Annotated in this window: 5 protein-coding genes and 1 pseudogene; 5 read left to right on the top strand and 1 reads right to left on the bottom strand. The window is 63.5% G+C overall.

Annotation, left to right across the window (positions count from 1 at the left end):
- Positions 1–1,233 (top strand): sulfatase-like hydrolase/transferase (locus tag VFE81_RS01430; protein WP_325042886.1); only part of this gene is annotated, 1,233 nt, incomplete at its 5' end.
- 115 nt (positions 1,234–1,348) lie between these two features.
- Positions 1,349–4,012 carry a fused MFS/spermidine synthase gene (locus tag VFE81_RS01425; protein WP_325042885.1) on the top strand — a complete coding sequence of 888 codons (2,664 nt, stop codon included), beginning with the start codon at positions 1,349–1,351 and terminating at the stop codon, positions 4,010–4,012.
- Between the two features lie 241 nt (positions 4,013–4,253).
- Here VFE81_RS01425 and yfcF read toward each other — a convergent pair whose 3' ends face one another.
- The gene (gene yfcF / locus VFE81_RS01420; protein ID WP_325042884.1) at positions 4,254–4,886 is read right to left on the bottom strand and encodes a glutathione transferase; all 633 of its coding nucleotides are present in this window, start codon (positions 4,884–4,886) and stop codon (positions 4,254–4,256) included.
- Positions 4,887–5,181: 295 nt separating this feature from the next.
- On the opposite strand from yfcF, the gene VFE81_RS01415 reads away from it, so the two are divergent.
- The 3 genes and pseudogenes from VFE81_RS01415 to VFE81_RS01405 all read left to right on the top strand — a co-directional run.
- Complete coding sequence (locus VFE81_RS01415) at positions 5,182–5,451, top strand: YtcA family lipoprotein (protein WP_325042887.1); 270 nt, start codon at positions 5,182–5,184, stop codon at positions 5,449–5,451.
- Positions 5,448–6,497 (top strand): multidrug transporter subunit MdtN, encoded by a 1,050-nt coding sequence (mdtN, locus tag VFE81_RS01410; protein ID WP_325042883.1) that lies wholly within the window; start codon positions 5,448–5,450, stop codon positions 6,495–6,497. The genes VFE81_RS01415 and mdtN overlap by 4 nt, the downstream gene beginning before the upstream one ends.
- A pseudogene (locus tag VFE81_RS01405) lies at positions 6,478–7,159 on the top strand (FUSC family protein); the annotation flags it as partial. The gene mdtN and the pseudogene VFE81_RS01405, both read left to right, overlap by 20 nt.

The raw sequence follows: 7,159 nt of genomic DNA, 5'->3' as shown, positions 1-7,159 counted from the left end.
ATGGGCTACGCCACCGGCCAGTTCGGCAAGAACCACCTTGGCGACAAGAACGAGTACCTGCCGACCAACCACGGTTTCGACGAGTTCTACGGCAACCTGTATCACCTGAACGCCGAGGAAGAACCCGAGCGCCCGTACTGGCCGAAGGACAAGAACGACCCGTACGTGAAGAACTTCTCGCCGCGCGGGGTGATTCATAGCACCTCGGACGGCAAGGTTCAGGATACCGGTCCGCTCACGGCCAAGCGCATGGAAACCATCGACGACGAAACCGGTGCCCACGCAGAAGAGTTCATCCGCAAGCAGGTGAAGAACGGCACACCGTTCTTTGTCTGGATGAACTACACGCGCATGCACGTCTTCACGCACGTGCGTCCCGAGTTTCGCGGCAAGAGCGGCATGCCCGGCAACGAATACGCCGACGGCATGTGGGAGCACGACCAGGACGTCGGCAAACTGCTCAAGCTGCTGGACGATCTGAAGATCGCCAACAACACCATCGTCATCTACACGACCGACAACGGGCCGAATCAGTTCTCGTGGCCGGATGCGGCGACTACACCGTTCCGCAGCGAGAAAGACTCCAACTGGGAAGGCGCGTTCCGGGTGCCGGCGATGATCCGCTGGCCGGGACATATCAAGGCGGGCGAAACATCCAACGAGATGATCTCGGGACTCGACTGGTTCCCGACGCTGCTTGCCGCGGCAGGCGACGCCAGCGTGACGGACCGGCTCCTGAAGGGCTGGTCGCCTAAAGCGGGTGGCGCGAGTTTCAAGAATCACCTCGACGGATATAACCAGCTACCGTTCCTGACAGGACAGACGACCAAAGACCCACGCACCGAGTTCTACTATTTCGACGACGACGGCGATCTGGTGGCCATGCGCTGGGACCAGGACGGCAACGCGTGGAAGGCGGTATTCTGCGAGCAGCGTGCAAAGGGCAACCTGAATATCTGGCAGGACCCGCTTGTCTGCCTGCGTCTGCCGAAGCTGTTCAACCTGCGCATGGATCCTTATGAACGGGCGGACATCACCTCGGATCAGTACAACGACTGGGTGACGAAGAACGTCTACCTGAATGGAATCGCCACACTGAAGGCGTCGACGTTCCTGCAGACCTTTGTCAACTATCCGCCGAGCCAACGCCCCGCGAGCTTCAGCGTGGACGGCGTACGCCGCCAGGTCGACAAGAAGATCGACGAGTCCTTCAAGAAGCGTGGACTTGAGTAATACGTAGTACGGTTGCGCCTGCCGGCTTTGACCGGTGGGCGCAACGTCCTGATCGCGCGCAAGCCGCGTCAAGCCGATCCAGATCAGTTCACACCCTCCTGACGCCAATCATCCCATGACCCAAACGCTGGTCAGCCGTGCCAAAAGCTCACGCCGTGAGCGCCGCGCACAGGAACGCGCACAGCGTCGCGACGACGCACACTTGCACGAGCCCCAGAATGAAACCGGCAGCCCAGGCTTGCCGATCGCCTGGCCGTTGCTGCTGCTGTTCGCCTCGGGCGCGGCGTCGCTGATTTACCAGGTTCTGTGGATCAAGCAGCTCGCGCTGGTGGTCGGCGTCGAGGTACAAGCCGTCACCACCGGTGTCAGCGCTTTTTTCGCGGGGCTTGCAATAGGCGGCTGGATCTTCGGCAGACTGGCCGACCGGCTTGCGCGGCCCTTGCGCCTGTATGCGCTGCTCGAAGCCGGCGTGCTGGTGCTGGCCGTCGCCAGCACGTGGATGCTGCCGCATGCCGCGGCGCCGTTCGCCTCGCTGCAGGAACGGATCGGACCGCTTGCCTGGGCGTTACCCTTCGTCCTGGTCGGCTTGCCTGCCGTACTGATGGGTGGCACGCTGCCGGTGCTGATGCGCGCGCTGTGCCCCGCCGCCATCCATATGGGCCGCTCAGGCGCCCGTCTCTATGCGGCCAATACGGCCGGCGCGATTGCAGGCACGCTGGCCGCGAGTTTTGTCCTGATTCCATGGCTCGGGGTGCTGGGCAGCGCCTGCGCCGCTGCCGCGCTGAACGCTGGCGCAGCGCTCGTCGCCGCACTGCTCGGACGCGCGCAGCAGGCCTTCGCGCCGGCAGTTGGGTCGTCCTCACCGGTTGTTGCTTTGAGCCAGTCTAAAGCGGACATCGCCAGCAATGACACACACGCGCCGACTCGCACCGAGCGCAACACACCCGCCTCGAAGGCCCGCCTTGCGCTCTTGCTCTACGCGATCGCCGGCGGCGTCGCGCTCGGTTACGAGGTGGTGTGGTCGCAGGTGATCGTGCAATTCATCAGCACCCGCAGTTTTGCCTTCGCTGTGGTGCTTGCCACCTATCTGTTGGGCCTCGCGCTCGGTAGCGCGCTGGCATCGCGCTACGCCGATCGCTCTCGTGATCCGTGGGGCGTGTTTGCCGTGCTGATCGTGTCGGCCGGACTGGTCGCGCTGCTGGAGATTGCCGTGCTGGGCAACTGGCTGCTGCAATGGCAAAGTCTCGCTCGAGAAGCCGCGCTCGGCGCTACCGGCAGTCTGTTGACCGCCATGTGTGCGGGCTTCGCGGTAGCAGCCGTGTGCGTCGTCTTCGTCCCTACCCTGCTGTTGGGGGCGGCATTCCCCTTCGCGTTGCGTCTTAATGTGGACAACCGGCATACGGGACGCGACGTCGGCGCCGTCGTGGCGCTCAATACCGCGGGTGGGATCGCCGGCACGCTGCTGACCGGCTTCGTGCTCGTGCCAAAGCTAGGCCTCATTCACACACTCGCGGCACTCGCCCTCCTCGCGGGCGCAGTGAGTCTGATCGCCGTGCTGCGCGGCTCGGACGTGCGGCCATTCGCGCGCTGGAGTGTGCCGGTCCTTGCCGTGCTGACGCTCGTCGCCGTGATCGCAACGCCGTCCGACCGGCTCGCTACTTTGCTCGCCGAATCGCGCGGCGGCAATCTGACCTTCTACGAAGAGAGTGCGGGCGGCACGGTAGCGGTCGTCGAACAGAACGCTGGCCAGCGACAGTTCCGGCGGCTCTATATCCAGGGTGTCTCCAACTCCGGCGACACCATGGCGTCGCTGCGCTATATGCGCCTGCAAGCCCTGTTGCCTTTGATCATCCACCGTGAGACACCGCGCGCAGCGCTGGTGATCGGGCTCGGCACCGGCATTACGGGCGGCGCGTTGCTGACCTGGCCCGGGCTGGAACACCGCGCGATCGCCGAACTGTTGCCGGCCGTCGTGCGTGCCGCGCCGCAGTTCAAGGGCAACTACAACATGAGCACCGACGCGCGCATGGACATCCGGATGCGTGACGGACGACGCGAACTGCTGCGTAATGCCGAACACTACGACCTGATCACGCTCGAACCGCCACCGCCGTCAGCCGCGGGGGTCGTCAATCTGTACTCGTCGGACTTCTACCGCCTGGCGGCGTCGCGCCTGCAGCAAGGCGGCATCGTCGCGCAATGGCTGCCGTTGCCGACGCAGAATGAAGAGGACACACGCTCGCTGATCCAGAGCTTCATCCAGGTGTTTCCGCATGCCGCGTTGTGGACCACGGAGTTGCACGAGATGATGCTTGTCGGCTCAATGCAGCCGCTCGAACTGGACGTGCCGCGGATCGAGGCACGCTTTGCGCAGCCGCAGGTCGCTGCGGCACTGCGCGAAGTCGGCATTGCATCGCCGGCGGCGTTGCTGGCCACATGGATCACCGACCGCGCCGGCCTCGAGTACTACGCCGCGGACGCCCGCCCGGTCACGGACGATCAACCGCGCATCGAATACGCCACATGGGTTCGCCACGACGCCTTCCCGGCGACGCTGGCACACCTGCTGGCACTTCACACCGAGCCACCGTTGCAGGGCGCCGACGACGCGTTCCGCGCCGCCATGGAGAACTCGCGCAGCGCATTACAGAGCTTCTATTCAGCCGGACTGGATGCCTATAAAGGCGATCGCGATGCGTGGGCAGAGGACATCGGCAATGCCTTACGCACGGACCCGGATAACGCTTACTACCGATGGCTCATTGGAGACGGTAATTAAATCAGGCTTCTTGCACCGGGATGGACACCGGCGCATTGGCAATGCTTCACGTCATGGAAGACCCTTTTGCGTTCTAGCAAAATCATAAGCCGCTTTTCCTTCAGCGAAAGTGCGACGTCAGGCTCGGAGACCTGCTCTGCAAAAATAGTGCACCGGGCGCGCCAGACACTGACACCGCCCTCAGTTCAACACGTCAGCATGAACAGAAACATCAAACCGCTCGCCGCCAGTTCGAAGGCTTTCATAGCGGCGGTCGATTCAAGCCAACCCAAAGTTGAACAGACGGCCGTTGCCACTGGTGCCTCGCGTAGTCAGCCAACCTGGGCGGCACAGGGTCACCGTTCAGAACGAGACGGTTGAGCATGAGCGCGAGGTCCACGTCTGCGATACACCACTCGTCAAAGAGGTTCAACGAGTCACCGGCGAGGAGTGTCTCGCAGGCGGAAAACAGTTTCCCGGCCGCAGCGCGTGCTGCATCAGAAAGTGGCGCCGCGGAAGCCCCGTAAAACACGATCTCAGTGGAGCGCTCCTGCCTGATGGGCATCAGATCGCTACGCAACCAGGCCTGCACTTGACGTGCTCGCGCGCGACGGCGCGGATCTGCCGGATACAACGGCGTGCCAGAAAAAACTTCGTCGACATACTCGGTTATGGCGGACGACTCGGACAAAGCGAAGTCGTCGTGAACCAGCGTAGGCACACGCTGCGTTAGCGAACTGGCGGCATAGCCGGGTTCGCGGTTTGCATGATTGCTCAAGTCAATCGTTGAAAGCTCGAACGACAAGCCCTTTTCGTGAAGCGCCACAAAGGCAGACATTGCATAGGGGCTCGCGAATTGGGCATCGGCGTAGAGGCGCAGACTCGTTGACGGCAATGTATTCTCCTGTTTGCACACGACCTTCGATATTCGTCGCGGACGGACTGATAGGGACCACGCATTACCGACCGCTTTCGGCCCGCGTTCATTTCAAACATCAATATCCATTTTCATTATCGACGATCTTGATAGAGATGAACGTGTGCGAGAACGGAAAACGTCGAAAGGAAACTGCCGCACTGGTAAAGTGCCCGTGATGTCATTGCTCCCATAACGTATTCACCCACCTCGCGACGCCGCAATGCCGTTCAAGCCAAATCACACTACCGCCTGCGCCTCGATCGTGCACCGTATGCGGTATCTTCCGGCCGTCGCTGCCCTGAGTCTGTCCTTGCAGGGATGTACGCTGCACGGTGCGCCGTCGTATGAAATCTTCGGCGCCTATTTTCCGCTCTGGCTATTGAGCGCGGTCGTCGGACTCGTCGGCGCGCTGATCGCCCACCGGATATTCGTTTCCACGGGGTGGGCGCAGATCGTCCCGTTTCAGCTCTCCGTCTGCGTGGCGATCGGTCTGACGGTCGCCGTGCTCTTCTGGCTTTCCGGAACAGGACAGCTCTTATGAAAATCGCAGGCATGCGCAAAGCCGCTGTCAAAGGCCGCATGATCGCGGGCGTGATCGTCGCGCTCGGCCTCGCGGTGGCCTGGTACGGCTATGACCGGACAACCCGCTTCCCATCCACGGATGACGCAACGATCGATGCCGACGTCGTGCACGTCGCGTCGCCAGTCGGCGGCCGGATCATCCGGGTCGCGGTGGAAGAGAACCAGCGGGTCGCAAAGGGCGACGTACTCTTCGAGATCGATCCTGTGCCTTATCGGCTTGCGCTCGCGCAAGCCCAGGCCGACCTCGAACTGGCCCGCGCGGCGCTCGAAACGCGGCGCAGGTCGATTGTCGGTGAGCGCGCTAATGCGGTCATCGCCGGCGACCAGACCGGCAAAGCGGCACACAACTACGAACTGGCGTCGCGCACTGTGCAACGGCTCACGCCACTCGTAGCAAAGGGTTACGTGCCGGTCCAGCAACTGGATCAGGCGCAGGTCGCGCAGCACGATGCCGCGTTGTCGCTGAAGCAGGCGAAGGAGCAGAAGCAGGCGACCGCTCAGACGATCGGCGACGAAGCGGGCGCCGTCGCCACGGTGCATGCGCGCGAGGCCGCCCTCGCGCTCGCGCAGCGCGGCCTCGACGACACCATCGTGCGCGCGTCGCAGAATGGCTTTGTCACGGGCCTGTCGGTGCTGGCGGGCGAGACGATCGCGCCGCATCAGTCGATCTTCACGCTCGTCCACGCGGACGAATGGTTCGCCGTCGCCAACTTCCGGGAAGGGGCGCTCGCGCGGATCCAGCCGGGTGATTGCGCGACCGTCTATTCCATGATCGACCGGAGCCAGGCGATTCACGGCAAAGTGGTCGGCATCGGCGCAGGCGTTGCCGATTCCGACCGCATCAATCTGCCGCGCACCTTGCCGATCGTCCAGCAGTCCGTGAACTGGGTGCGGGTCGCCCAGCGCTTCCCCGTGCGCGTGCATCTCGACGAGCCGGCGGCCCGGCTGGTCCGGATCGGTGCGAGTGCGATAGTCGAGGTTCGGCATGGCGCAGCCTGCCGGTGACCTTGCCCGACCGGGCGCCGCCGACATCCTGAAGCTGCTCGCCCCCTATCCGGGGCGAGCAGCGATGGCGACCCGCATCGCGCTAATCTGCGCGCTGACGGCGTTCGTGACGAGCGCGTACGGCACGCCGGAAGCGGCGATTTCCGCCTATGTCGTGTTCTTTTTGAACCGGCCCGACCGGGTGCTGAGCGTGGTGCTGGGCTCGGCACTGATGGTGCTGGTCACGCTGGTCGTCGGGCTTGTCATGGTGGTGGCCATGTTCGCGCTCGACGACCCCATGTGGCGGGTTGCGTGCATCGCAGGGCTATCGTTCGGTCTGCTGTTCGTGACGTCGGCAAGCAAGCTGCGGCCGGTGGGCGCGATCATCGCAATGATCGTCGGCTTTGCCCTCGACGAACTCGGCATGGCACCGTTCGGCGAAGTGGCGACGCGTGCCCTGCTCTACGCCTGGCTGATGGTCGCGATTCCGGTCGGTATCTCGATCTGCGTCAACCTGTTGATAGCGCCGTCGCCGCGGAAACTCGCCGGCCGCGCGCTGGCGAAGCGTCTGCGGCTTGCGGCCCGGAGCCTGGTCGAACCCGAGGCGACGGGCGAGACACTCAGCGCATGCCTGCACGAGGGCGACGCGGAAATCGGCACGTGGCTCAAGCTCTCGGTAGTCG

This window comes from Paraburkholderia sp., assembly GCF_035656215.1.
Taxonomy (GTDB): domain Bacteria; phylum Pseudomonadota; class Gammaproteobacteria; order Burkholderiales; family Burkholderiaceae; genus Paraburkholderia.
Note: the sequence above shows the minus strand (reverse complement) of the source record. Positions and strands in the feature narration are given on the sequence as shown.

Coding starts and splice junctions, on each gene's coding strand:
- VFE81_RS01425 (WP_325042885.1), top strand. CDS start 1,349: ATGACCCAAACGCTGGTCAGCCGTGCCAAAAGCTCACGCCGTGAGCGC.
- VFE81_RS01415 (WP_325042887.1), top strand. CDS start 5,182: ATGCGGTATCTTCCGGCCGTCGCTGCCCTGAGTCTGTCCTTGCAGGGA.
- mdtN (WP_325042883.1), top strand. CDS start 5,448: ATGAAAATCGCAGGCATGCGCAAAGCCGCTGTCAAAGGCCGCATGATC.